Annotated in this window: 16 protein-coding genes and 1 pseudogene; 4 read left to right on the top strand and 13 right to left on the bottom strand. The window is 72.5% G+C overall.

The features are described from left to right. A partial coding sequence (locus AC07CM_RS25680; RefSeq protein WP_478878788.1) for a maltotransferase domain-containing protein occupies nt 1-824 on the bottom strand: 824 nt, incomplete at its 3' end. 336 nt (nt 825-1,160) lie between these two features. Here AC07CM_RS25680 and AC07CM_RS25685 point away from each other — a divergent pair. Continuing rightward, on the top strand, nt 1,161-3,779 hold the full coding sequence (locus AC07CM_RS25685) for a glycosyltransferase family 1 protein (RefSeq protein WP_478878789.1): 2,619 nt from the start codon (nt 1,161-1,163) through the stop codon (nt 3,777-3,779). A gap of 63 nt (nt 3,780-3,842) precedes the next feature. Here AC07CM_RS25685 and AC07CM_RS25690 read toward each other — a convergent pair whose 3' ends face one another. The 7 genes from AC07CM_RS25690 to AC07CM_RS25720 form a co-directional block, all read right to left on the bottom strand. Then, nucleotides 3,843-4,364 (bottom strand): DUF1990 domain-containing protein, encoded by a 522-nt coding sequence (locus tag AC07CM_RS25690; RefSeq protein ID WP_478878790.1) that lies wholly within the window; start codon nt 4,362-4,364, stop codon nt 3,843-3,845. 71 nt (nt 4,365-4,435) lie between these two features. After that, on the bottom strand, nt 4,436-6,094 hold the full coding sequence (locus tag AC07CM_RS25695) for a M4 family metallopeptidase (RefSeq protein ID WP_478878791.1): 1,659 nt from the start codon (nt 6,092-6,094) through the stop codon (nt 4,436-4,438). Between the two features lie 251 nt (nt 6,095-6,345). Continuing rightward, a complete protein-coding gene (locus AC07CM_RS25700) occupies nt 6,346-8,403 on the bottom strand; it encodes a M4 family metallopeptidase (protein ID WP_478878792.1) in 2,058 nt (685 codons plus the stop codon). A 382-nt stretch (nt 8,404-8,785) separates the two neighbouring features. Next, entirely contained in the window at nt 8,786-10,549 is a 1,764-nt protein-coding gene (locus AC07CM_RS25705; RefSeq protein WP_478878793.1) for an ABC transporter ATP-binding protein, read from the bottom strand. Then, entirely contained in the window at nt 10,546-12,270 is a 1,725-nt protein-coding gene (locus tag AC07CM_RS25710) for an ABC transporter ATP-binding protein (RefSeq protein ID WP_478878794.1), read from the bottom strand. Before AC07CM_RS25710 ends, AC07CM_RS25705 begins: the two co-directional genes overlap by 4 nt. A gap of 22 nt (nt 12,271-12,292) precedes the next feature. Beyond that, a complete protein-coding gene (locus tag AC07CM_RS25715) occupies nt 12,293-14,149 on the bottom strand; it encodes an ABC transporter ATP-binding protein (protein ID WP_478878795.1) in 1,857 nt (618 codons plus the stop codon). Then, nucleotides 14,146-15,957 (bottom strand): ABC transporter ATP-binding protein, encoded by a 1,812-nt coding sequence (locus AC07CM_RS25720; protein ID WP_478878796.1) that lies wholly within the window; start codon nt 15,955-15,957, stop codon nt 14,146-14,148. Before AC07CM_RS25720 ends, AC07CM_RS25715 begins: the two co-directional genes overlap by 4 nt. Nucleotides 15,958-16,115: 158 nt before the next feature. On the opposite strand from AC07CM_RS25720, the gene AC07CM_RS25725 reads away from it, so the two are divergent. Further along, a complete protein-coding gene (locus tag AC07CM_RS25725; protein ID WP_478878797.1) occupies nt 16,116-16,682 on the top strand; it encodes a hypothetical protein in 567 nt (188 codons plus the stop codon). A 28-nt stretch (nt 16,683-16,710) separates the two neighbouring features. Here the strand turns inward: AC07CM_RS25725 and AC07CM_RS25730 are convergent, their stop codons facing one another. The 5 genes and pseudogenes from AC07CM_RS25730 to glgX all read right to left on the bottom strand — a co-directional run bounded on the left by AC07CM_RS25730 (nt 16,711) and on the right by glgX (nt 22,273). Further along, nucleotides 16,711-17,955, bottom strand: a complete 1,245-nt coding sequence (locus tag AC07CM_RS25730; RefSeq protein WP_478878798.1) for a hypothetical protein — start codon at nt 17,953-17,955, stop codon at nt 16,711-16,713. 23 nt (nt 17,956-17,978) lie between these two features. Next, nucleotides 17,979-18,701 (bottom strand): annotated as a pseudogene (locus tag AC07CM_RS25735) (dolichyl-phosphate beta-glucosyltransferase); the annotation flags it as partial. A 165-nt stretch (nt 18,702-18,866) separates the two neighbouring features. Further along, on the bottom strand, nt 18,867-19,397 hold the full coding sequence (locus AC07CM_RS25740) for a hypothetical protein (RefSeq protein WP_478878799.1): 531 nt from the start codon (nt 19,395-19,397) through the stop codon (nt 18,867-18,869). A gap of 11 nt (nt 19,398-19,408) precedes the next feature. Next, nucleotides 19,409-19,915 (bottom strand): SigE family RNA polymerase sigma factor, encoded by a 507-nt coding sequence (locus AC07CM_RS25745; RefSeq protein WP_478878800.1) that lies wholly within the window; start codon nt 19,913-19,915, stop codon nt 19,409-19,411. A 111-nt stretch (nt 19,916-20,026) separates the two neighbouring features. Beyond that, nucleotides 20,027-22,273 (bottom strand): glycogen debranching protein GlgX, encoded by a 2,247-nt coding sequence (gene glgX / locus AC07CM_RS25750; protein WP_478878801.1) that lies wholly within the window; start codon nt 22,271-22,273, stop codon nt 20,027-20,029. 274 nt (nt 22,274-22,547) lie between these two features. On the opposite strand from glgX, the gene AC07CM_RS25755 reads away from it, so the two are divergent. Both AC07CM_RS25755 and AC07CM_RS25760 read left to right on the top strand, forming a co-directional pair. Next, nucleotides 22,548-23,729, top strand: a complete 1,182-nt coding sequence (locus AC07CM_RS25755) for a L,D-transpeptidase (protein WP_478878802.1) — start codon at nt 22,548-22,550, stop codon at nt 23,727-23,729. Between the two features lie 157 nt (nt 23,730-23,886). After that, entirely contained in the window at nt 23,887-25,128 is a 1,242-nt protein-coding gene (locus tag AC07CM_RS25760; protein WP_478878803.1) for a L,D-transpeptidase, read from the top strand. The last annotated feature ends 133 nt before the right edge of the window (nt 25,129-25,261 follow it).

Raw genomic sequence — 25,261 nt, forward strand, 5'->3', positions numbered from 1 at the left:
GCGATGGCGGGCAGGCGCAGGGCTGCGGTCCGGAACGTGCCGTGGGGCCGCTCCGCCGTGCCCTCGGACCGCGGGAAGAACTCGTACCAGGAGCCGTACAGCGCCCGCTCCCGCTCCACCAGCAGCGGCATCGCGTCGGAGGCGGTGACCAACTCACGCAGCGGATGGCGGTGCAGCACCGCGTCCACCTCCGGCGACAGCGCCCCCGCGAGTCGCCAGGCGGCCGGCCGGCCCTCGTCCCGCAGCGCGGCGGCGGCCTCCCGTACGACCCCCCGCCGCTCCTCGGGGACACCGGCGGCGGCCCGCTCGTACAGCCGTGCGCCCTCCTCCAGGACCAGGCCGGTGTCGATGCCCGCCGGGATCTTGATCTGTGCGTGGTGCCGCCAGGTGGCGACCGGGTCCGACCAGGCCTCCACCGTGTAGGTCCACTGGCCCGGTTGGTCCGCGGTGACGGTGGCGCCCCAGCGGTCGGTGCCCGGGGCGAGTTCGCGCATCGGGGTCCAGGGGCCGGGGCGGCCCTCGGGATCGCGGAGCACGACGTTCGCGGCGACCGCGTCGTGCCCCTCACGGAACACGGTGGCCGAGACCTCGAACGACTCGCCGGCCACGGACTTGGCGGGCCTGCGCCCGTGCTGGACCACGGGGCGCACGTCCAGGACGGGAATGCGGCCGACAGCGGTGCTCCCGTCCGGGGCGGCGCGCTGCCGGGGCGGAGCCGGGTCGAGGACGTCCTCCGCCGGCTTTCCGGTTTTCTTACCCGAAGTTTTCTTTCCGGCTGTGCTGCTGGTGGTCGAAGGTGCTGACGAGTGGTGCGTGGCGGGCATGACCGCTCCTGTCCGCGTCAACGTGGGTGTGGCGGATGGATGTGGGGAGGTGGGTCCTGCGGAAGAGCTGTGGTGCGGCTGTGGGGTTACCGGAGGAGCCTTCCCACCCTATTCGGGTGGGCAATCCGGCACTTTGTTAACTACTCACGCGTATGTCTACGCACAAGACCGGCCCCTTTTTCAAGTGCCCCCTACCACCGTCTCCACGCCCCCACCACGCTCCGACACCCGCGCCCGGTACGTCCCCACCGACCCCCCGGTAACCACTACCGTCGACACTGACGACAAGACGTACAGCGCCGTGCGTCTCACCCCGTAACGCGTCCGAGGTGGAAAGTGAAGGCGATCCGTCGGTTCACCGTCCGTCCCGTTCTCCCCGAACCCCTCCGGCCGCTGAGCGACCTGGCGCGCAATCTGCGCTGGTCCTGGCATGCGGAAACGCGCGACCTGTTCCAGTCCGTCGACCCCGAACGCTGGGCCGCCGCCGGGGGCGACCCGGTGCGGCTGCTGGGCGAGGTGCGTCCGGGCCGGCTCGAGGAGCTGGCCGGGGACCGGCGGTTCCTGCGGCGGCTGACCGCGGTCGCCGACGACCTCAACGACTATGTGACCGGCGACCGCTGGTACCAGCACCAGGACGAGGGGCTGCCGGCCGCCATCGCCTACTTCTCCCCGGAGTTCGGCATCACGGCCGCCCTGCCCCAGTACTCGGGCGGCCTCGGCATCCTCGCCGGCGACCATCTGAAGGCGGCCAGCGACCTCGGGGTCCCGCTGATCGGTGTCGGACTGCTGTACCGGCACGGCTACTTCCGCCAGAGCCTGTCCCGCGACGGCTGGCAGCAGGAGCACTATCCGGTGCTCGACCCGCACGAGCTGCCCGTCAGCCTGCTGAAGGAGGCCGACGGCACACCCGCCCAGGTCTCCCTCGCCCTGCCCGGCGGGAAGGCGTTGCGCGCCCGGATCTGGCTGGCGCAGGTGGGCCGGGTGCCGCTGCTGATGCTCGACTCGGATGTGGAGGAGAACGACCTCGGCGAACGCGGGGTGACCGACCGGCTGTACGGCGGTGGCAGCGAGCACCGGCTGCTGCAGGAGATGCTGCTGGGGATAGGGGGTGTCCGGGCCGTGCGGACGTACTGCCGGCTCACCGGGCACCCGCAGCCCGAGGTGTTCCACACCAACGAGGGGCACGCGGGTTTCCTCGGGCTCGAGCGGATCGCCGAACTGTGCGAGCGCGGGCTGGACTTCGACGCGGCGCTGGAGGCCGTGCGCGGCGGAACGGTGTTCACCACGCACACCCCCGTGCCCGCCGGGATCGACCGGTTCGACCGGGAGCTGGTGGCCCGGCACTTCGGGGCGGACGCGGAACTCCCGGGCATCGACATGCAGCGGATCCTCGCGCTCGGCATGGAGACGTACCCGGGCGGCGAGCCGAACCTGTTCAACATGGCCGTGATGGGGCTCAGGCTGGCCCAGCGGGCGAACGGGGTGTCGCTGCTGCACGGGCAGGTCAGCCGGGAGATGTTCGCCGGACTTTGGCCGGGATTCGACGCCGAGGAGGTGCCGATCACCTCCGTGACCAACGGGGTGCACGCCCCGACCTGGGTCGCCCCGGAGGTGCTCCGGCTCGGGGCCCGGCAGATCGGTTCCCAGCGGGCCGAGGACGCGCTGACCGTCGGCGGCTCCGAGCGCTGGGACTCGGTCACGGAGATCGCGGACCAGGAGATCTGGGAGCTGCGCCGCACGTTGCGCGAGCAGTTGGTGCTGGAGGTGCGGGAGCGGCTGCGTGCTTCCTGGCGGCAGCGCGGCGCGGGCAACGCGGAGCTGGGCTGGATCGACGGCGTGCTCGACCCGGACGTGCTGACCATCGGGTTCGCGCGGCGCGTCCCGTCGTACAAGCGGCTGACGCTCATGCTGCGCGACCGGGACCGGCTGATGGAGCTGCTGCTGCATCCGGAGCGGCCGATCCAGATCGTCGTCGCGGGCAAGGCGCACCCGGCGGACGACGGCGGCAAGCGGCTCGTGCAGGAGCTGGTGCGGTTCGCCGACGACCCGCGCGTGCGTCACCGCATCGTCTTCCTGCCCGACTACGGCATGGCGATGGCGCAGAAGCTCTACCCGGGCTGCGACGTCTGGCTGAACAATCCGCTGCGCCCGCTGGAGGCCTGCGGTACTTCGGGGATGAAGGCCGCGCTCAACGGGTGCCTCAACCTCTCCGTGCTGGACGGCTGGTGGGACGAGTGGTTCCAGCCGGACTTCGGCTGGGCCGTTCCGACCGCGGACGGCGTGGGCACCGACGCGGACCGCCGCGACGACATCGAGGCCGCGGCCCTGTACGACCTGCTGGAGCAGCGGGTGACGCCGCGGTTCTACGAGCGGGGACGGGGCGGGCTGCCCGACCGCTGGATCGAGATGGTCCGGCAGACCCTCACCCTGCTGGGTCCGAAGGTGCTGGCGGGCCGCATGGTCCGGGAGTACGTCGACCGTCTCTACGCGCCCGCCGCCCTGTCCCACCGTGCGCTCACCGCGGACACGGCCCGCGAACTGGCCGCCTGGAAGGCCAGGGTGCGTGCCGCCTGGGCCGGGGTGAGTGTGGACCATGTCGAGACGACGGCCGCGACGGCCAGCGCGGAACTGGGCACGACCGTGGGTCTTCGGGTGCGGGTGGGGCTGGGCGACCTGGGACCGGACGACGTGGAGGTGCAGGCCGTCTCGGGACGTGTCGACTCCGAGGACCGCATCACGGACGCCACGACGGTCCCCCTCAAGCCGGTGGGCACCCCCGATCTGGAGGGCCGCCTGGTCTACGAGGGTCCCCTCTCCCTGGACCGCACCGGTCCCTACGGCTACACGGTGCGCATCCTCCCGGCCCACCGCCACCTGGCCTCGGGCGCGGAACTGGGCCTCGTGACCGTGCCGTCGGAGGATGCGGTGGCGCGGGCGGGGGTGCTGCTGCGCTAGGGGCGCCGTGCCGAACGGTGCCGGGCCCCGCGACCGGGGCCCGGCCGCCGAGGGTCCGGATCCCTACGCCTCGTCCAGTCCCGCGCACAGCCGGCGCAGGACCACACCGCACCGGCGGGCGTAGGCGTGCTGCAGGGCCCGGGTGGCGGCGCCGCCCGCCTTCGCGTACCACTTGGCCGGGCGGCTGAAGGCCGCGACCGTCAGCCAGACCGTGCCGTCGCCGGTGCGGTCGACGACGAAGGCCTCCTCGCCGCACTCGGGGTGGCCCTCCAGGGTGCCGTAGGCCCAGCCGGCGCGGCGGGGTTCCTCGACGGTCCAGACGATGCGGCAGGGGGCCTTGATCAGGCCGGCGAGGGTGACAGTGACGTCCACGTCGGGGGCCGCGCGGTCGGCGGTGGCGTCGATGCCGACGCCCAGCGCGCGGTGCATCTCCCAGGTGAGGACCGCCTCGGCGGCCCGGTGGAAGACCTCGGTGCCCTCGCCGAGACGGGTGCGCACGAGCATCGGGTGGAAGCCGGGCGGGCAGAAGGTCGGGTCGTCGCGGGTCGCGCCGACCGGCTCGTAGGTGAAGTGCGCCGGGGACATGGGTCACAAGAGTAGGGCGGTACCCGGGTCGCTCTCCGCCCGGGTACCGCCCTGTTCCGACCTACCTGCTGTCAGCTGACGTTGACCGCGGTCCAGGCGGCCGCGACCGCCTTGTACTCGGTGCTGGTCGAGCCGTACAGCGCGGACGCCGCGTTCAGGGTCGCCGTGCGGGCGGCCTTGTAGTTGGTCGTCGACGTCATGTACGTCGTCAGCGCCTTGTACCAGACCTGCAGCGCCTTGGCGCGGCCGATGCCGGTGACGGTGGAGCCGTTGTACGTCGGCGAGTTGTAGGTCACGCCGTTGATGGTCTTCGAACCGCTGCCCTCGGCGAGCAGGTAGAAGAAGTGGTTCGCGACGCCGGACGAGTAGTGGACGTCCTTGTTGCCGACCGAGGAGGACCAGTAGTCGGCGGAGCCGCCGTCCTTGCTGGGCTTGTCCATGTAGCGCAGCGGGGTGCCGTCGCCGTTGATGTCGATCTTCTCGCCGATGAGGTAGTCGCCGACGTCCGAGGCGTTGTTGGCGTAGAACTCCACGCCGGTGCCGAAGATGTCCGAGGTGGCCTCGTTCAGGCCGCCGGACTCACCGCTGTAGTTGAGGCCCGCGGTGTTGGAGGTGACGCCGTGGCTCATCTCGTGGCCGGCCACGTCCAGCGAGGTGAGCGGGTGCGTGTTGCCGGAGCCGTCGCCGTAGGTCATGCAGAAGCAGCTGTCGTCCCAGAAGGCGTTCACGTACGAGCTGCCGTAGTGGACGCGGGAGTAGGCGCCGACGCCGTTGTTCTTGATGCCGCTGCGGCCGAAGGTGTTCTTGTAGAAGTCCCAGGTCTCCTGCGCGCCGTAGGCGGCGTCGGCGGCGGCGGTCTGGTCGGTGGTGGAGCTGGAGGCGGTACCCGTGCCCCACACGTTGTCCGCGTCGGTGAACAGCGTGCCGGTGCCGGACGTGCCGTGCTTCAGGTTGTACGTCTTGTGGCCGCCGCGCGTGGTGTCGTACAGCTGGTACGTCGAGCCCGACAGGTTGGTGTTGAGGCTGACGGTGCCCGAGTACAGCGTCTTGCCGGTGCCGGTGGCGTTCTCGATGCCCTGGTACTCGAAGAGCTTCTTGCCGGTGGCGGCGTCGGTGACGACGTGCAGCTGGTTGGGGGTGCCGTCGTCCTGCAGACCGCCGACGACCGTCTCGTAGGCGAGCACGGGCTTGCCGGATCCGGCCCAGATCACCTTGCGCGCGCCGTCCGCGGAGGACTTGGCCGAGCCCAGGGTCTTGGCGGCGCTGACAGCCTGCTTCTCCGCATGGGCGGCGGTGATCTGCGGCTTGAGCGAGGCCACCTTGACGGCCGACTTGGTCGCTCTGGTGACGCCCTCGGTCTTCCCCGACTTGGCGGTGTGGACGATCAGGTCGCCGCCGAGCACCGGCAGGCCGGCGTAGGTGCGCTCGTAGCGGGTGTGCACGGTGCCGTCGGCGTCCTTGACGACGTCCTTGACGACCAGCTTCTCCTTGGCGCCGAGGCCTATCGTCCGGGCGGTCTCGGAGGCGTCGGACTGTGCCTTCTGGATCAGGGTGGTGCGGGCCGCGGCGGACAGCGCGGTCGGGGCGGCCGCCGGCGACTTGGCGGCGGCCTCGGCCGGGGTCTGGGCGCTGGCACTGGTGGTCAGACCAGTGGAAAGCAGGGCTCCGGCGGCGACAGCGGTGGCGATGGCCAGAGTGGTGCGCTTGTGACGCGCGTAGAGGGGGCTCACAGAAGCTCCTTCTCGTGGGGGAGTCCGGACAGCGTGGGGTTACTGGCCGGAGAGTGTGGCGTTGCGAAGTTGCTGTGCTGCTGCGGCGGGTGGAGAGAGAGTGACATCGAGGACGCGTACATGTCAGGACCCCGAAGTGATGTTGGCCGAAAGCCGACTGTCCGACAATCGTTTCGGGAGTGTGAACGGGCGCCGTCCGAGGGGGTCGACCCCTCGAACGGCGCCCAGTTTCCGGGCCTGTGGCAGGCGGTTTACGGGAATGTCAGCTTCCAGCTGTTGATCTTCCCGGTGTCGTAGGTGGCCTGATCCTGCACCCGCAACTTCCAGGTGCCGTTGGCCGATTCGGAGGAGGCGTTGACCGTGTAGGTCTCGTTGACGTTGTCCGCCGAGTCGGAGCCGCTGAAGCTCTTCAGCCGGTACGCGGTGCCCGACGGGCCGACGAGGTCGATCACCAGGTCGCCGCGCCAGGTGTGCGTGATGTCGACGCTCACCTGGAGGTTGCTCGGCGCGTTCCCGGTCCTGCCGGAGACGGTGATGTTCGAGGTGACGGCCGGGCCGTTGTCCGGGATGGACACCGGGGTGGTGTTCTCGTACGACGTACCCCCGCCGCCCCCGCCGCCGGAGCGCGAGCCGACACCGACGCCCGCCCAGGCGTCCTGGACCGCCTTGTACTCGGCGCTGGTGGCGCCGTACAGCTCGCCGGCGGCCGCGAGGGTGCCGGTGCGGGCGCCCGCGTAGTTGGTGGTGGACGTCCACTTGGTGGTCAGCGCCCGGTACCAGATCTGCAGCGCCTTGTCCCGGCCGATGCCGGTGACCGGAAGGTTGTCCGCGGTCGGCGAGTTGTAGGTGACACCGTTGATGACCTTGGTGCCGCTGCCCTCGCTCAGCAGGTAGAAGAAGTGGTTCGCGGGGCCCGACGAGTAGTGCACGTCGATCCCGCCGATGCCCGAGTACCAGCTGTCCTTGGACGCGCCGTCCTTGCTGGGCTTGTCCATGTAGCGCAGCGGGGTGCCGTCGCCGTTGATGTCGATCTTCTCGCCGATGAGGTAGTCGCCGACGTCCGAGCTGTTGTTGGCGTAGAACTCCACGCCGGTGCCCATGATGTCGCTGGTGGCCTCGTTCAGGCCGCCGGACTCACCGCTGTAGTTGAGGCCCGCGGTGTTGGAGGTGACGCCGTGGCTCATCTCGTGGCCCGCGACGTCGAGGGCGGTCAGCGGGTCGGCGTTGCCGGAGCCGTCGCCGTAGGTCATGCAGAAGCAGCTGTCGTCCCAGAAGGCGTTCACGTACGAGTTGCCGTAGTGGACGCGGGAGTAGGCGCCGACGCCGTTGTTCTTGATGCCGCTGCGGCCGAAGGTGTTCTTGTAGAAGTCCCAGGTGACCGCCGCGCCGTAGTGGGCGTCCGCGCCCGCGGTGGCCGCGTTGGACGTGGTGCCGTTGCCCCAGGTGTCGTTGGTCTGGGAGAACAGGGTGCCGGTGCCCGAGGTGCCGTGGTTCAGGTTGTACGTCTTGTGGCCGCCGCGCGCCCCGTCGGTCAGCGTGTAGTTCGACCCCGACTGGGTCGTGGTCAGCGTGACCTGGCCGCTGTACTGGGTGTTGCCGATGCCGGTCCTGATGCCCTGGTACTCGAAGAGCTTCTTGCCGGTGGCGGCGTCGGTGACGACGTGCAGCTGGTTGGGGGTGCCGTCGTCCTGCAGGCCGCCGACGACCGTCTCGTAGGCGAGCACGGGCTTGCCGGAGCCGGCCCAGATCACCTTGCGCACGCTGTCCGCGGCGGACTTGGTGCTGCCGAGGGCCCGGGCCCGCTGCACCGCCTGCTTCTCGGCCGAGGCCTTCGGTACGGCCGGGGTGAGGTCGGCGACCTTCAGCGCGGCGTTGTCGGCCTTGATGACGGCCCTGGTCGCGCCCGACCTGGCGGTGTCGACGATGAGGTCGCCGCCGAGCACCGGCAGACCCGCGTACGTCCGCTCGTACCGGGTGTGCAGGGTGCCGTCCGCGTCCTTGACGACGTCGCGGGCGACCAGCTTCTCCTTGGCCCCGAGGCCTATGGAGCGCGCCGTCGCGGCCTTCTCGGCGTCGGCGTGCCGGATCAGCTCGGCGCGCTGCGAGGGCGAGAGCTTGAGGGCCACGTGGGCGGGGTTGACCTTGCCGGACCGGGGCCCGGCGGCCGGGGCGGCGCTCGCGGCGCCCGACTGGACGGCCGCGGCGATCAGGGCGGCGACGCCGGCGAGGGCGACGGTGGCGGTGCGGCGGTGTGCCGTGGGACGCGGTGCTGTGTGGGAGGTGCGTCTGCGAGAGTAGCTACTCAACACTGACTCCTTCTGCGTGACCGCGGGTCGCGCGGCCAGGGGAGACCGGACGGTGGGTTGGGGCGTCCGGGCAGAACAGGGCGTTACGCGGAACCAGGTGCAGGTGCGGAGCCGGCCCACACGAGCGTGCGAGAGCTGTGGGGTTGCTGTGAGTCGGCCGTGGGAAGAGTGGCAGGGAATCGGCGCATCTGTCAGGACCGCGTCACAAACTTGGCCGGAAACGGTTCGTTGACCGGATGTTCATGTTCGGTATGCGGATTGCTGGTCGGAGGGCCGGAGGGTGCTGCCTGCGCTGACGGCACGCCTTTCGGCGGGGCCGCATGCCGCACACGCCGGACGGGCGGCCCGACTGGCTTGGAAACAGCACTGGTCGGACCGAAACCCGCTACTCCTCGGGAGCGTCGCCGTGCCAGGTCTGCCACAGGGACGCGTACGCTCCGGCCGCCGCCACCAGATCCTCGTGCGTGCCCAGTTCGGTGAGGCGGCCGTCCTCCATGACCGCCACCCGGTCCGCGTCGTGGGCCGTGTGGAGGCGGTGGGCGATGGCGATGACCGTGCGGCCCTCCAGGACCGCGGCCAGGGCGCGTTCGGTGTGGCGGGCCGTGGTGGGGTCGAGGAGGGCGGTCGCCTCGTCCAGGATGAGGGTGTGCGGGTCCGCCAGCACCACCCGGGCCAGGGCCAGTTGCTGGGCCTGGGAGCCGTCGGTGGGATGACCGCCGGGGCCCAGCGGGGTGTCGAGGGCGGACGGGAGGGCGCGGACCCAGTCGTCGGCGCCCACCGCGGTCAGTGCCGCCCACAGGTCGGCGTCGGTCGCGGCGGGCTCGGCGATCAGCAGGTTGTCGCGGACCGTGCCGAGGAAGACGTGGTGCTCCTGGGTGACCAGGACGACCTGGCGGCGGAGCAGTTCCGGCGCCAGCGCGGCGACCGGTACGCCGCCGACCGTCACCGTGCCGGTCCCAGGGGTGTCGATGCCGGCGAGGAGCCTGCTCAGCGTCGTCTTCCCGGCGCCGGACGGGCCGACCACCGCGAGGCGTTCGCCGGGCCGTACCGTCAGGTCCACCCCGCGCAGCACCTCGCCGCCGCGCTCGTAGGCGTACCGCACACCGCGTACGTCGATCAAGTCGTCCGCCGGTCGCGGACTGCCGCCCTCCGTCTCCGCCCTGGGTGCCCGGGCCAGACCCTCGACCCGGGCGAACGAGGCGCCGCTGCTCTGCAGTTGCTCCACCCGCATCAGGATCTGGTCCAGCGGCTCGGTGAACTGCCGCAGGTACAGGGCCGCGGCCACCACCGCGCCCACCCCCACGGCACCCCGCTCGTGCAGCCACCCGCCGAGCAGCAGCACCCCGACCACGGGGACGGTGTACGTCACCTCGACCGAGGGGAAGAACACGGTCCGCAGCCGGAGCGTGTAGAAGCGGGTCCTGCGGGACTCCTCCAGCGCGTCCCGGCTCGCCGCGATCCGCCGCCCGCGCAGCCGGAACGCCTCGACCGTCCGCGCCCCGGCGGCGGTCGCCGCCACGATCTCGGCGACCTCCGAGGTGGCCGCGCCCTCGGCGAGGTAGCCGTCCCGGGCCCGGCGCAGGTACCAGCGCAGCGCCAGCTGGATCGGGGCGAGGCACAGCACCCCGAACAGGCCCAGCAGCGGATCGAGCGCGAACACCGCGCCGAGCACGAACAGCGCCTGCACCGTGCACACCAGCAGCTCGGGGCCGACGTCCCGCAGCGTGGTGCCGACGGTGGCGACGTCGGCCGTGCCGCGCGCGGTCAGATCACCGGTGCCGGCCCGCTCCACCGTCGACGCGGGCAGCGCCAGCACCCGATCGACGTACTCCTCGCGCACCCGCGCCAGCGTCCGCTCCCCGAACCGGTGCCCGACGTACCGCGCCCAGCGGGCCAGCAGCAGCTGGGCCAGCGAGCAGAGCAGGATCCACAGCGCCAGCCGGTCCACCGCCCCGACCCCGTGCCCCGCCCGCACTTCGTCGACGATCCGGCCGACCAGCCACGGCCCGGCGAGACCCGCCCCGGCCGCCATCGCGTTGAGCACCAGCGCGGCGGCGAACGCCCGCCGGTCGGCCCGCACCAGCCGCAGGGTCGCCCGCCGCACTCCGGCACGGTCCGCGACCGGCAGAAGTCCCGAACCCGTCGTCACAGCACGGCCTCCTCGGTGTCCTCGGTGTCCTCGGTGTCCCGGGCCACCAGGGCTCGGTAACCCGGTTCTCGTGTCAGCAGCCGTCGGTGGTGGCCGCCTGCCGTCACCTTGCCGTCGACCAGGAACAGCACCGTGTCGGCGCGGTCCAGCACCAGCGGCGAGGTGCTCGCCACCAAGGTCGTACGGCCCTGCCGGGCCGTCCGCAGCCGTTCGGCGACCGTGGCCTCCGTGTGCGCGTCCAGCGAGGAGGTCGGCTCGACCGCGAGCAGCACCTCCGGGTCGGCCAGCAGCGCCCGCACCAGCCGGATCCGCTGCCGCTGGCCGCCGGAGAGGCTGCGGCCCTGCCCGGCCACGGCCGAGTCCAGCCCGTCCGGCAGCCCGCGTACCACGTCCTCGGCGGCGGCCGCGTGCACCGCCCGGCGCAGCGCGGGCTCCTCGGCGGTGTGCTCGGCGGCGACGACATCCCTGAGCGGTCCGGCGAACAGGTCGGCCTCGTTGTCCGCGACCAGGATCCGGGTCCGCACGTCGGCCAACGGGACCGCGTCGAGCCGTACCCCGCCCCAGGTGACGTCGGTGGGCCCGTACCGGCCCAGACGGTCGACCACGGCGGCGGCGTCGGTGGGACGGGCGGCGGCCAGCGCGACCAGCCGGCCCGGCGCCACCCGCACCCCGGACGCCGGGTCGTGCAGCTCGGCCGGCCCCTTCGGTGCGGGCCGCCCGCCCTCGTCCGGCTCCGGCTCCAGCCGCAGCAGCCGTACGACCCGGCGGGCGGCCACCACCCCCCGGTTCAGCTCGTAGGCCATCTGCACGACGAACGCGACCGGCCCGATCAGCACCGCCACATAGCCGTACACCGACACCAGCTCACCCACGCTGATGTCGCCCCCGGCCGCCAGCCGGGCCGCGAGCCAGGTCACCACGGCCAGGAACAGCGTGGGCAGGCCCACCCCGAGCGCCTGCACCCAGCTGGCCACCGCGCCCACCCGGTAGCCCTGCTCGCGCAGCCGCTGCGAGTCCTTGCGGAAGGCGTCGGCGAACAGCCCCTTGCCACCGAGGCCGTTGAGGACGCGCAGTCCGCCCGCGAGGTCCCCGATGCGGGCAGCCAGCACGCCCTGCCGCTCCCGGTACTCGCTCTCGGCGCCCTGCAGCCGCAGCGTCAGCGGCCCGGTGAGCAGCGCGATCACCGGCACCCCGAGCAGCACCACCGCGGCGAGCGGCGCGGAGATGGACAACAGCAGCCCGGCGACCACCAGGTACACCGTGATCGAGCCGATCCCCGGACCGACCACGGTCAGCGCCTGGGCCAGGGTCTGCACGTCACCGACCCCGATCGTGACGACCTCCCCGGCCCCGGCCCGCCGGGACAGCGCCGCCCCGAGCCGGGCCGCGTGCGCCACGACCAGCTTGACCGTGCGGAAGTTGGCGTCCATGCGCACCCGGGTCATCGTGCGGTGCCGCAGGATGCTCAGCCAGGCGGTGACGGCCCCGACCACGAACATCGTCACCGTCCACCCGGCCAGCACGCCCATCCGTCCCGGCACCAGCCCGTCGTCCACGGCCCGGGCCATCATGTACGGCTGGGTGGCCATGAGCACCAGCCACACACTGCCCAGCAGCGCACCGGCCAGGCAGCGGACCGGCTGGCGCAGCACCAGCCACCACAGGTAGTGCCAGCCGCCCCGCGTGTCGGGCGTGCCCGGGTCCTCGTACGCGTCGATCACCGCTCCCCCGTCCCTTCGGCCGCTATGCCAGGCTGTCGCGCCACGCGCGGTGCAGGTCCGCGAACCTGCCCGTGCCCGCGATCAGTTCGTCCGGGCGGCCGTCCTCGACGATCCGCCCGTGCTCCATGACCAGCACCCGGTCGGCGATCTCCACGGTGGACAGCCGGTGGGCGATCACCACGGCGGTACGGCCCCGCAGGACCGTCGACATCGCCCGCTGCACCGCCCGTTCGCCCGGCACGTCCAGGGAGCTGGTCGCCTCGTCCAGGATCAGCACCGCCGGGTCGGCCAGCAACGCGCGTGCGAAGGCGACCAGCTGGCGCTGGCCGGCCGAGATGCGCCCGCCCCGCTTGCGTACGTCGGTGTCGTACCCGTCGGGCAGCGCGCTGATGAACTCGTGCGCGCCGATCGCCTTCGCGGCCCGCTCGATGTCCTCGCGGGTGGCGTCCGGCCGGCCGATCGCGATGTTGTCCGCGACCGTGCCCGAGAACAGGAACGCCTCCTGCGTCACCATGACCACCCCGCGCCGCAGTTCGGGTGTCGCCAGCTCCCGCAGGTCCACGCCGTCCAGCAGTACGCGCCCGTCGGAGGGGTCGTAGAAGCGGGCCAGCAGCTTGGCCAGGGTCGACTTGCCCGCGCCCGTGGAGCCGACCACGGCGACGGTCTGCCCTGCCGGGAGGGCCAGGTCGAAGCGGGGCAGCACCTCGCCGCCGGTGCGGTAGGCGAAGCGGACCCCCTCGAAGACGACCTCGCGGCCCGGGAAGTCGCCACTCGACGGCGGCAGTTCGCGGGGCGCCGCCGGCTCCGGCACGGACGGCGTCTGTGCCAGCAGCCCGGCGATCTTCTCCAGGGAGGCGGCCGCCGACTGGTAGGAGTTCAGGAACATGCCGAGCCGGTCGATCGGGTCGTACAGCCGCCGCAGGTACAGCACCGCCGCCGCCAGCACACCCAGCGCGAGCGAGCCGGACGCCACCCGGTAGGCGCCCCACAGCACGATCGCCGCGACCGCCGCGTTGGCCACCAGCCGGGACCCGACCACGTACCTGGCCATCTCCAGCAGCGCGTCCCCGTTCGTCCGCTCGTGCCGCCGGTTGAGCACGGCGAACTCGGCGTCGTTCGCGGCCTCCCGGCGGAACGCGCGCACCGGCCGGATGCCGTTCATGGTCTCCACGAACTTCACGATCACGGCCGCGATCGCCGTGGACCGCGCGCGGTACACCCGCCCGGCGCGCCGCTGGTACACCCGGACCAGCAGGTACAGCGGCACGAAGGAGGCCACCGCCACCGCGCCCAGGCCGAGATCCAGCCACAGCAGCATCGCCGAGATGTAGACGAAGGACAGCACGACGGTCACCAGTTCCTGCAGCCCCTCGTTGAGGAGTTCGCGCAGCGACTCGACGTCCGTCGTGGAGCGGGAGATCAGCCGGCCCGAGGTGTACCGCTCGTGGAAGTCGACGCTCAGCGCCTGCGCGTGCCGGAAGATCCGCCCGCGCAGGTCCAGCAGCACGTCCTGGCTCACCCGGGCGGAGGCCTCGATGAACGCGAACTGCAGCACGCCGGAGACCAGCGCGCACAGCAGATAGCCGACGGCGACCGCGACCAGCGGCCCGTGGTCGTGCTCCCGGAACGCGGGTACGGCTTTGTCGATGGCGTAGGCCACCAGCAGCGGGCCCGCCTGCACCGCGGCCTGCTGGAGCAGCAGCAGGAGCGTGGTGACGGCGACCCGGGCCCGCATGGGCGCGAGGAGCGAGCGCAGCAGGGACGCGGTGGCGCCGGGCGGGGTGGGCAGGACGTCGCGGTCGAACGGGTCGCCGGACCCCTCGGGGCGGGGGAGCCGATCGTCGTCCGTGGTGGGGGCGGCGGTCGTCGTGGTGGTCATCGGTCGTCCTCATGGTCGAGCTGGTCGCCGTGTGCGCCGTGTTCGCCGGACATCAGGTGTGCGTACTCGGCGTTGGTGCGCAGCAGTTCCTGGTGGGTGCCGACGGCGGTGATCCGGCCGTCCGAGAGCAGGGCGACCCGGTCGGCGAGCAGCACGGTGGAGGGGCGGTGGGCCACGATGAGCGCGGTGGTGTCGGTGAGGACCCGCCGCAGCGCGGCCTCCACGGCGGCCTCCGTGTGCACGTCCAGGGCGGACAGCGGGTCGTCCAGCACCAGGAACTCCGGCCGGCCGACGACCGCGCGGGCCAGCGCCAGGCGCTGCCGCTGCCCGCCGGACAGGCTCAGGCCCTGCTCGCCGACCTGGGTGCCGGTGCCCTGCGGGAGCGCGTGCGCGAACTCGGCCTGTGCCACGGCGAGGGCCCGGTCGAGGTCCGCCTGCCCGGCGTCGTCCGCCGCGCCCATGAGCACGTTCTCGCCGACGCTCGCCGAGAACAGGGTGGGTTCCTCGAAGGCGACGGCGACCTTGGCGCGCAGTTCCTCCCGGGTCATCGCGGTGATGTCCACCCCGTCCAGGGTGATGCGGCCTGCGGTGACCTCGTGCAGGCGGGGGACGAGGGCGGTGAGGGTCGTCTTCCCGCTGCCGGTGGCGCCGACGAGGGCCATGGACTCGCCGGGGCGGATGTGCAGGTCGACGTGGTCCAGGAGGGGCGTGGACCTGGGCGGCGCGTCGGGGTAGCGGAACCGGACGTTCTCGAAGCGCAGACCCTCGGCGGCGGCGTCCTTCGGCGTGGAGCGGCGCGACTGCCCGCCGGTGTCCTCCGGCGCCTCGTCCATCACCTCGAAGTAGCGTTCCGTGGCCGTCGCCGCCTCCTGGCTCATCGCCAGCAGGAAGCCGATCGAGTCCACCGGCCACCTGAGCGCGAGGGCCGTGCTCAGGAAGGCCACCAGCGTTCCGGCGGACAGCAGACCGTCGGCCACGCGCAGCGCGCCCAGCACCAGCGCCGCCCCGATCGCCACCTCGGGCAGCGTCACGATGACGCCCCAGATGGTCGCCAGCAGCCGCGCCTTGCGCAGCTCCGTGCCGCGCAGCGTGCCCGACAGCTCCCGGAAGGCGCGCGCCTGGCTGCGGTGCCGGCCGAAGCCCTTGATGATGCGGATGCCGAGCACGCTCTCCTCGACCACCGTCGTCAGGTCCCCGACCTGGTCCTGCGCGCGCCGCGCCACATCGGCGTAGCGCCGCTCGAAGACCACGCAGGTCCACATCACCGGGACGGCCGGCCCGAGGACGACCAGTCCGAGCACCCAGTCCTGCATCAGCATGATCACCACGCCGACGAGGATCGTCACCCCGTTGACCAGCAGGAAGGTCAGCGGGAAGGCGAGGAACATGCGCAGCAGCATCAGGTCGGTGGTGCCCCGGGAGAGCAACTGTCCTGACGCCCACCGGTCGTGGAAGGCCACCGGCAGCCGTTGCAGACGGCGGTAGAGCCCCGCGCGCATCTCCGCCTCGACGTGCGACAGGGGCCGGGCCACCAGCCAGCGCCTTATGCCGAACAGGACCGCCTCGGCGATGCCGAGCAGCAGCAGGTACAGCGCCCCGAGCCAGACCCCGGCCGGGTCACGGTCGGCGACCGGCCCGTCGACCATCCATTTCAGGACGAGCGGGATCACCAGTCCGGTACAGGAGGCGACGACCGCGACCCACGCGGCCGTGAACAGGCGGGCCCGCACGGGGCGGACGTACGGCCACAGCCGCAGGAGGGTGCGTACGGCGGAGCGGTCCTCGGTGGTTGCACGTGTCGTGGGCATCATCGCGAGCCTACGGATCCGCACTGACATCGCCCACCGAGTTTCGGCCCGACCCGGGTCGGTCGGTGGTCCTACGACCAGCGTGTTCGAGCGGTCGTACGGGCGACTCGCGGACGCGGGTGATTGCCTGTCCGACTGCTGATCGCCAGCATGGGCCCGTGGTTCTGGTCCCGGGCTGGGTGTGGCAAGGGGGTCCGGGGCGCCGGGCGCTGTGCGTCGGTCTGTGCGCCGGTGTCCTCTTCGGCGCCTTCGTCGCCGTCGAGTCCGGCTCGTGGGTCGCCGCCGCCGTCGTCCTCCTGGTGCTCGCTCCCTGGTACGGCGTCCGGGCGGCCCGCCGGATGGGCCGGGCGTGGCCCGGCGGCCCCGGCCTCGAGCCCGCGGACCGGGCGCGGGTGGTTCGGGCCACGCGCCGTGGCGGGGCCGTCGGCGACGCCCGGCTGGCGCCCGCGGTCCTCCAGTACGCCGGCGCCCTGCGCGAACTGCGGGAGCACGACCGCCTCGGGCGGTGGGCGGTGGCGCTCGCGGCCGTCGCGGCGGTGGCCCTGGGCGTGTACGACACGGTGGCCGGAACGGTCCGGGAGGCCCTGGTGTCGTGGCTGGTGGTCGCCCTGCTCGCGCTGGAGCTGACCTGGTCGCCCAGGAGGCGGGACCGGCTGATGGCCCGGGTGGAGCGGGCGGAAGGCGCGGCCCGCGCACTGTCGGGACGGGGCGCGCCGGACGGGTGAGCGGCGGATTCCGCGGCACGAGCTGCGGTTACGGCACTCCGAGTTCGAACAGCGCGTACCCCGCGTACGAGCCGGAGGCCAGGGCGGCGATGCCGAGCACCGCGCACTGCGTGCGCAGGCCGAGCCGGCGCATGCCGACGGCCAGCGGGACGAAGAGCGGGAAGCAGGGGAGCAGGTAGCGGGAGACGTTGGCGAAGATCTGCTGGCTGCCGAGGACCAGGGCCAGGGTCAGCACGGTGTGGACGACCAGCACCGCCGGCGGGCGCAGCCGCAGCAGCAGCGGGACGAGGGCGAAGGCCAGCAGGACGACTCCGACGCCGATGACGTCCGCGAACGGGAACGCCGACAGGTACGTGAAGTGGCCCACCGGCACGGACGTCAACACGTCGAAGGTCTGCTCGCCGTAGTCGAAGCGGTGCGCCCAGGCGCCCGACTGGAGCTTGAAGTAGCCGCCGTAGTCGCCCATCCGGTGGCCCACCCAGCCCAGGTAGCCGAGCAGCCCGAGCGGGGCCAGGGCCAGGGCCAGGAGCGGGCGCAGGACGCCGTCGCGGCGTTCGCGCAGGCTGTACAGCGCGGCCACGGCGAGCGCGGCGATCAGCGCGGCGGCCGTGGGGCGGTTGAGGCCGGCCGCGAAGGTGAGGACCCCGGCCGTGAGCCAGCGGCGGGTCATGACCGCGTAGCAGGCCCAGGCGGCGAGGGCGACGTACAGGGAGTCGGAGTAGACCGCCCACTCCACCCCGGAGCCCGGCCACACCGCCCACAGCCCGGCCGCTGCGAGACCGGCCCGCCGGCCGCCGAACCAGTCGGCGACGGCGTACACGCCGAGGGCGGCGACGAAGGAGGCGACGACGGAGACCAGCAGTCCGGCGCCGTACGGGCCCAGACCGGTCACCGCCGACGTCAGCCGCATCAGCGCCGGATAGAGCGGGAAGAAGGCCGCCGAGTTGCCCTCCAGCGTGATCAGGCCGGTGGCGCCGGGAACGGGTACGAGCTTGGGGTCGTAGCCGTGCAGCGCGATCTGCTCGTACCACCAGCCGTCCCAGGTGGCCAGCACGTCCCACGCGTGCGCCCCGCCACCGAAGCGGGGGTGCCTGGTGCGGAAGTCACCGGCCGAGTGCAGCAGGTACATGAAGGAGCAGAAGCCCGTGAGCTTCAGGGCGCCGAAGAAGGCGAGGACCGGGCCGTGGCGGCGGGCGGCGGCGCGCAGCCGCTCCCGGACGGCGGGCGCGCCCGCGTGGACCGATGCCGGTACGCGCTGCAGGGTGGTGGTCATGCGGTGACCGATCCGGTACGGCGGCGGGCCGGTTCCCGGCGCATCCGGGCGATCCCGCGCAGGTCGGCCAGCGCGGTGGCCAGGATGTCGACCCGGCTGTCGGGGTCGTCCACCCAGTCCACCGGCACCTCGTGGATCCGCATTCCCGCCCGTTCGGCGCGCACCAGCAGTTCGGTGTCGAAGAACCACTCACCGTCCCGCACCAGCGGCAGCAGCCGCTCGGCGACATCGCGCCGCACCGCCTTGAACCCGCACTGCGCGTCGGAGAAGCCGACGGCGAGCGTGCAGCGCAGCAGGGCGTTGTAGCAGCGGGAGATGACCTCCCGCTTCGGGCCGCGCACCACCCGGGCGCCGGGCGCGAGCCGGGTGCCGATGGCCAGGTCGGAGTGGCCCGAGATCAGCGGCGCGACCAGCGGCAGCAGTGCCGCGAGCCCGGTGGACAGGTCCACGTCGGTGTACGCCAGCACGGGGGCCCGCGAGCCCGACCAGGCGGCGCGCAGCGCCCGCCCGCGCCCCTTCTCGGCCAGCCGTATCCACCCCACCTCGGCCAGTTCGTCCGCGAGGTGGGCCGCGATGCGCGGAGTGCGGTCGGTGCTGGCGTTGTCGGCGACGGTGATCCGGAACGGGTAGGGGAAGGTGTCCCGCAGATGCGTGTGCAGCCGCCGGACGTTCGCCTCCAGGTCCTTCTCCTCGTTGAACACCGGTACGGCCACGTCCAGGACGGGCTCCTCGTGGTGGGTGGGCAGGGGAGCGCGCCTCGGCAGGGGTGGCCTGGACGGCGTGGTGCGACCCGGGCGGAGATTTATCACGTAAGTCCCTTGTGTTCTCGTGCGTGAGGCGCGCCGGAGGAACGCGCGGCGGTGCAGTGCGGGGGAGGGGTGCGCCGGCCGGTCGGGCCGGCGGGCGGTGCGCTAGCCGGTCGGACTGGCCGTCGAGGACGGGTCGTACGACGGATCGGCCGTCGGACTCCCGGAGTCGGCGGGCGGCGGCGGTGAGGTGACGGCCCCCCGGGAGGTGGCGGTCGCCGTGGCCGTGCCGGTGGGCGGTGCGGAGGCCGTGCCGGAACTCCCGGATGTCGCGGGCGGTTCGGAGGTCTCCGACGTCCCGCCCGGACTCGGGGACCGGGTGGTGGTGGACGAGGGGGGCGGCGGGCTCGGCGAGTCGTCGGGCGAGGGGGACGTGCTCGGGGTGGGCGCGGGGCTGACGGCGGGCCGCGGACGGGGCGCGCTCGGCCGGTCCGTGCCCGGCGCGTGGGGCCACAGGAACAGCCCGAGGCCGACCCCGGCGACGGCGAGAACGGATCCGGCGGCCCTGCGCGCCGCACGCACCCGGCGGCGGGCCCGTACGCCCGAGCGCAGCCGGTCCCGGTGCCCGGCCTCGAAGGGGTGCTGTTCCTGGGCGCTGTGCATCAGCTGCGTCAGCTGCCGCTCGAAGTGATCCATGGCTTCTTCCCTCACCCCACCGGCTCGATGACGTCGGCCAGCAGCCGGCGCAGCCGGGCCACCCCGCGCGCGGCATGGGACCGGGCCGTGCCCACCGGGCAGCCCAGGGTCTCCGCGACCTGCCGGTCCGGCAGGTCCTGGTAGTAGCGCAGCACGACGGCGGCCCGCTGCTGCGGGCTCAGCTCGGCGAGCGCCGTCTCCAGCCGGGAGCGCTCGGCCACGGTCGCGGACATGTCGCCGGCCGCCGCCACCTCGGGCAGCTCCTCGACGGGACGCTCGCCCCACCAGCGCCGGCGGGCCGAGCGGGCCGCGGCCCGGGCCAGCACCTTGCGCACATACGCCTCCGGCGCCTCGTCGGCGACCTTCGGCCAGACGAACCACAGCTTGACCAAGGAGTCCTGCAACAGGTCCTCGGCCCGATGCCGATCCCCTCCGGTGAGCAGACGGGCCAGATGGAACAACACCGACCAGCGGGCCGCCACGAACGCGTCGTACTCACCGGCCCGAGTCTGCTCCATTCCACGGTCCCCGTTCTCGCCGGCTGTCTACACAGGGGGAAAGGCCCTGGGCCCCCGCCCGCGCTGCACTCGGCGAGCGTGATCCGCGTCACGCGCAGATGTCACACAGGGTCAGTCGACCCGCAGCAGCAGCACGGACCGCGCCGGGACCGTGATCTCCGTGTCCGCCGGGTGGACCGTATCCGGCGCCCCGGCCTGGTCCTCGCGGGAGGTGTCGACCACCACCTCGTAGCGCTCCGCCCAGGGCGGGCCCGGCAGGGCGAAGCGCACCGGTCGGTCGCCCGCGTGCAGCACGGTGAGGAAGCTGTCGTCCAGGACCGGGGCGCCCCGCTCGTCCCGGCCCGGGATGTCCCGACCGGACAGATACATGCCAAGCGTGGCGGCGGGTGCGTACCAGTCGCCCTCGGTCATCTCCTCTCCCCGGGAGGTGAACCAGGCCAGGTCCCGCAGTCCGTCCGCCGAGTGGGCGCGGCCGGAGAAGAAGGCGCGGCGGCGCAGCACCGGGTGCCGGTGGCGCAGGGCGATCAGCCGGGACGTCAGGTCGAACAGGGGGCGCCAGGCGGGGTCGTCCAACAGGGACCAGTCCAGCCAGCCGATCTCGTTGTCCTGGCAGTAGGCGTTGTTGTTGCCGCGCTGGGTGCGGCCGAGCTCGTCGCCGGCGACCAGCATGGGCACGCCGGTGGACAGCAGCACGGTGGTCAGGAGGTTCCTGAGCTGCCTGCGCCGCAGGGCCCGTATCCGCTCGTCGTCGGTCTCGCCCTCCACCCCGCAGTTCCAGGACCGGTTGTCGTTCGTGCCGTCCCGGTTGTTCTCGCCGTTGGCCTCGTTGTGCTTGGACTCGTACGACACCAGGTCGCGCAGGGTGAAGCCGTCGTGCGCGGTGACGAAGTTGACCGAGGCGTAGGGGCGGCGGCCGCCCCAGGCGTACAGGTCGCTGGACCCGGACAGGCGGTAGCCCATCTCCCGTACGTCGGGCAGCGCGTGGCGCCAGAAGTCCCGTACGGCGTTGCGGTAGCGGTCGTTCCACTCCGCCCAAAGCGGTGGGAAGGCGCCCACCTGGTAGCCGCCCGAACCGATGTCCCACGGCTCGGCGATCAGCTTCACCCGGCGCAGCACCGGGTCCTGGGCGATGACCGCGAGGAAGGGGGAGAGCATGTCGACGTCGTGCATCGAGCGGGCGAGCGCGGCCGCCAGGTCGAAGCGGAAGCCGTCCACGCCCATCTCGGTGACCCAGTAGCGCAGCGAGTCCGTGATCAGGCGCAGCACCTGCGGCTGGACCACGTGCAGGGTGTTGCCGCAGCCGGTGTAGTCGGCGTAGCGGCGGGCGTCGTCCTGGAGGCGGTAGTAGCCGCGGTTGTCGATGCCCTTCAGGGAGAGGGTGGGCCCCAGTTCGCCCGCCTCGGCCGTGTGGTTGTAGACCACGTCGAGGATGACCTCGATGCCGGCCGCGTGCAGCGCGCGGACCATCCGCTTGAACTCGCCGACCTGTTCCCCCTTGGTCCCGGAGGCCGCGTAGGCCGCGTGCGGGGCGAAGTAGCCGATGGAGTTGTAGCCCCAGTGGTTGCGCAGGCCGCGGCGCAGCAGGTGGTCCTCGTGGGCGAACTGGTGGACGGGGAGCAGCTCCACGGCCGTGACGCCCAGCCCGACCAGGTGCTCGACGGCGGCCGGGTGCGCCAGCCCCGCGTACGTGCCGCGCAGCTCCTCCGGGATGCCGGGGTGCAGCTTGGTGAAGCCCCGCACGTGCAGCTCGTAGATCACCGAGTCCGCCCAGGGCGTCTTGGGGCGGCGGTCGTCGGACCAGTCGTCGTCATCGTGCACGACGACGCCCTTGGGGACGTGAGGCGCAGAGTCCCGGTCGTCGCGCACGGTGTCGGCCACGTACTGCTCCGGCCAGTCCCGGACGTGCCCGTACACCTCGGGCGGCAGCCCGAACTCCCCGTCCACCGCCCGCGCGTAGGGGTCCAGCAGCAGCTTGGCCGGGTTCCAGCGGGCGCCGGTCCACGGGTCCCAGCGGCCGTCCACGCGGTAGCCGTAGCGCTGTCCGGGCATCACACCGGGCACGAAGCCGTGCCATATCTCGTGCGTCAGTTCGGTCAGCGGAACCTGTGTCTCCCGGCCCCGCTCGTCGAACAGGCAGAGCCGGACCGCCTCCGCTCCGGCCGCCCAGAGCGCGAAGTTGGTGCCCGCGACCCCGTCCGGGCCGACCCGGAAACGGGCACCCAGCGGAGTCGCCGCCCCCGGCCACACGGGTGGGGCCGGCGGCATGGGGCGGCGGGCGCCGCTCACCACGGCGGGCAGGTGCCCGCTCTCGGCGGCCCGCCGCTCGGCCAGTGCCCGCTGCTCGGCTGCGCTCGTCACCTGTCGGCCCCTCTTTCAGTGGCTCGCCCCCGGGGCGCGGTCGGCCGCGCCGAAGGGCCGACCGTGCCCGGACCTTCCCGGTCCGGGCGCGCTCGGCCACCCGGTACGGCAGCGCCCCGACAGCTCAGACGCGGCGCGGCGGCTCCCCTTCGCGTCGTCCTCCCCACTGTTCTGCCCAGCGCCGGCGTCGCACTCACGTTTCCCCGGGGCGGGCTACGTCGTTGAGTCCCACGTGAGGCACCTACAAGGACGCGCACGGCGCGCGGGGGCCGCGTTGGCCGCGGCACTGACATGGGCGGGACTGCTGGCCGGCTGCACCTCCGGCGGTTCCGGCGGACTGGACATCGACGGGGTCCTGGGCAAACCCCCGTCCCCCGAGGACGTCATCCGGGTGACCCCGGACGACGGCGGCAAGGACATCCGGCCGGGGGAGCGGCTGCGGGTGCGGGTGCCCGACGGGCGCCTGGAGAAAGTGACCGTCGCCAGATCCCAGGACGCCCAGGACACCCCGGTCCCGGGGCGCATCAGCGCCGACGGGCTGACCTGGGCACCGGACGACGCACGGCTGGCGCTGGCCGCCAAGTACACCGTCGACGCGGTCGCGCTGGACGCCCACGGCCGCCGCTCGGCCCGGCACACCACCTTCACGACGTACGTCCCGGACCAGCGGTTCATCGGCTACGTCACCCCCGAGAACCGTTCCACCGTGGGCACCGGAATGATCGTCTCCCTCTCCTTCAACCGGGAGATCGCGAACCGCGCCGCCGTCGAACGCGCCGTACGGGTCACCGCGAACCCGCCCGTGGAGATCCGCCCGCACTGGTTCGGCGCCAACCGCCTGGACTTCCGGCCCGAGCGCTACTGGAAGCCCGGCACCGAGGTCACCGTCGACCTGCGTCTCAGGGACGTCGAGGGCGCGCCCGGCGTCTACGGCCTGCAGGCCAAGACGTTCACCTTCACCGTCGGCCGCAGCCAGGTGTCCGTGGTCGACGCGGCCGACCACATGATGGAGGTGCGGCGCGACGGCCAGGTGCTGGCGAACGTGCCGATCACCGCGGGCGCCCCGAAGAGCCCCACCTACAACGGCAAGATGGTGGTGATGGAGATGCTCGAAATCACCCGCATGAACAGCCAGACGGTCGGCTTCGGCGGCGAGTACGACATCCCCGACGTCCCGCACGCCATGAGACTCACCGACTCCGGCACCTTCCTGCACGGCAACTACTGGTCGCCGGACTCCCCAGGGCACGTCAACGTGAGCCACGGCTGCGTGGGTCTGCGGGACGTCAAGGGCGGCAGCTCGGACACCCCGGCGGGCTGGTTCTTCGACCGCAGCCTGATCGGGGACGTCGTCGAGGTCGTCCACAGCAAGGACAAAAAGGTCGCTCCCGACAACGGGCTCGGAGGGTGGAACATGGCGTGGAAGGAGTGGAAAGCGGGCAGTGCGGTCAAGTAACCAGGTGTGGGGCGGGGTTGCGGGCGCCGGCGGCAGTTGAAGTTGCGACGGAACGGTGACATTCACCTGACACCTCGCTCAAAACCCTGCGGTTACCATGCGCACACCAAATGTGGTGGGGAGCGGGCCTGACCTGGTCCGGCGAGGGGAGAGCAAGTTGAACGTGCGGCCGATATCGGGGGTGGCGTCGGCGGGGGGCCGGGGGAGAGGCCGCAAGGGGCTGGGGCTCATAGCCGGCGCCCTGCTGCTGTCGCTCACCGCCTGCGGCGGGGGCGGTGACTCGGGGTCCGGGTCCGGGGGCGGGAAGGACAAGGGCTCCGGTACGCAGCAGGGCAAGCAGTCGACGGCCGCCGTCAGCATCTCGCCCAAGTCCGGCGCCAAGGGCGTCGACACCAGCGGCGCCCTGAAGGTGAACGTCACCAAGGGCAAGCTGACCGAGGTCACCGTCAAGGACGCCAAGGGCACCAAGGTCGACGGCACCCTGGCCGGCGGCGGCGCCTCCTGGACGCCGTCGACCCACCTGGCCGCCGGCACCAAGTACACGGTGCACGCGGTCGCCAAGGACTCCGAGGGCCGCGAGGCCGCCGAGGACTCCAGCTTCACCACGCTGACCCCGAAGAACACCTTCGTCGGCTACTTCAACCCCGAGGACGGTTCCACCGTCGGCGTCGGGATGCCGTTCTCCGTCCGCTTCACCCGGGGCATCACCAACCCGCAGGACGTCGAGAAGGCCATCGAGATCAAGACCGAGCCGGCCGTCGACGTCGAGGGCCACTGGTTCGGCAACGACCGCCTGGACTTCCGTCCCGAGAAGTACTGGAAGTCCGGCACGAAGGTCACCGTCGACTTCAACCTGGACGGCGTCGAGGGCCGCGACGGCGTCTACGGCAAGCAGCACAAGACGGTGTCGTTCACCATCGGCCGCGACCAGGTCTCCATCGTGGACGCCAAGAAGCACACGATGAAGGTCACCCAGGACGGCAAGGTCATCAAGACCATCCCGGTCACCACCGGCAAGCCCGGCTACGACACCTGGAACGGCCGGATGGTCATGAGCGAGAAGCTCACCGTGACCCGGATGAACGGCGAGACGGTCGGCTACGGCGGCGAGTACGACATCAAGGACGTCCCGCACGCCATCCGCCTGACCGACTCCGGCACCTTCATCCACGGCAACTACTGGGGCGGCGGAGCCTTCGGCAACTACAACGCCAGCCACGGCTGCGTCGGCCTGCGCGACGTGCGCGGCGGTTACGACAAGAACGTCCCGGCGGCCTGGTTCTTCAGCCACTCGATCATCGGCGACGTGGTGGTCGTCAAGAACTCCCACGACCGCACGGTGGACCCGGCCAACGGCCTCAACGGCTGGAACATGTCCTGGGCCGACTGGAAGAAGTGAGATCTGCCGTGGCCGCCCGCGCAGTTCCCCGCGCCCCCCGCGGGGGGGGGGGGGCGGGGGGGGGAACCACAGGAATACTCGGGGGTGGAACAAGCGGATATTTCCTCCCCACCGAAGCGCCGCCACCCCCTGC

Source organism: Streptomyces sp. NPDC044061 (assembly GCF_056434305.1).